Source organism: Mesorhizobium sp. M5C.F.Ca.IN.020.29.1.1, assembly GCF_003997375.1.
Lineage (GTDB): Bacteria > Pseudomonadota > Alphaproteobacteria > Rhizobiales > Rhizobiaceae > Mesorhizobium > Mesorhizobium wenxiniae.
In genome coordinates this window covers 1-684 of sequence record NZ_RZSW01001127.1, presented here as the reverse complement: position 1 = coordinate 684, position 684 = coordinate 1, and the positions used below count along the sequence as shown (strand labels likewise).

The following is a 684-nucleotide window of genomic DNA, read 5'->3' as shown; positions in this document are numbered from 1 at the left end:
TCTTGGCGCTACGCAAATCGGCGGCGGCGATGTTGGGCCAGAGAGTCACATCACCCTTCCTAAGTTTGCCTAACGCTGAGTCCTGCATCGCGATCTGCCTCACCTCGGTGAATCGGTGTCGAGGCCACCCTTTAACCCATCGGACGAGGTTTGTCGTTACATGGTCGCCTCCGGGCGAACTGTGACCGGCGCACTAAGGTCGACGTCGGTGTTCGGCTGCGGCTCCGGACAATTGCATCATTGGCATGGAGGCGTGCTGCGGCGCTCATCACCTCGCTCGTCAGTTTGCCTCGCTCGGATACGATGTCCGGCTGATGCCGCCGGAGTATGTGTAACCGTACGTGAAGTCGCACAAGAACGATGATCGCGATGCCGAGGCAATCGCCGAAGCGGCGACACGACCGACCATGCGCTTCGTACCGGTCAAGTCGGAAGAGCAACTCAATGTGCAGACTTTGCACCGTGCGCGCGAGCGACTGTCGGCACCGCACGGCGCTCATCAACCAATTGCGCGGTGTGCTGTTCGATCGCGGCATCGTCAGCGAAGGGGCGCCCAAAGCTGAACCTGTGGCTGCGCGAGAACCGCCGAACAAACCGCCAGGATGCCGGCAACTCGTTCACGACATGGTCGATGAACTTCTCTCACTAGATCGCCGGATCAAGCAACTTGACGAGGAGTTCAAA

General features: G+C 59.8%; 1 pseudogene. It reads left to right on the top strand.

The window, feature by feature from the left end:
* Positions 1-233: 233 nt before the first annotated feature.
* Positions 234-549: pseudogene (locus tag EOA85_RS36655) on the top strand (transposase); the annotation flags it as partial.
* Positions 550-684 lie beyond the last annotated feature (135 nt).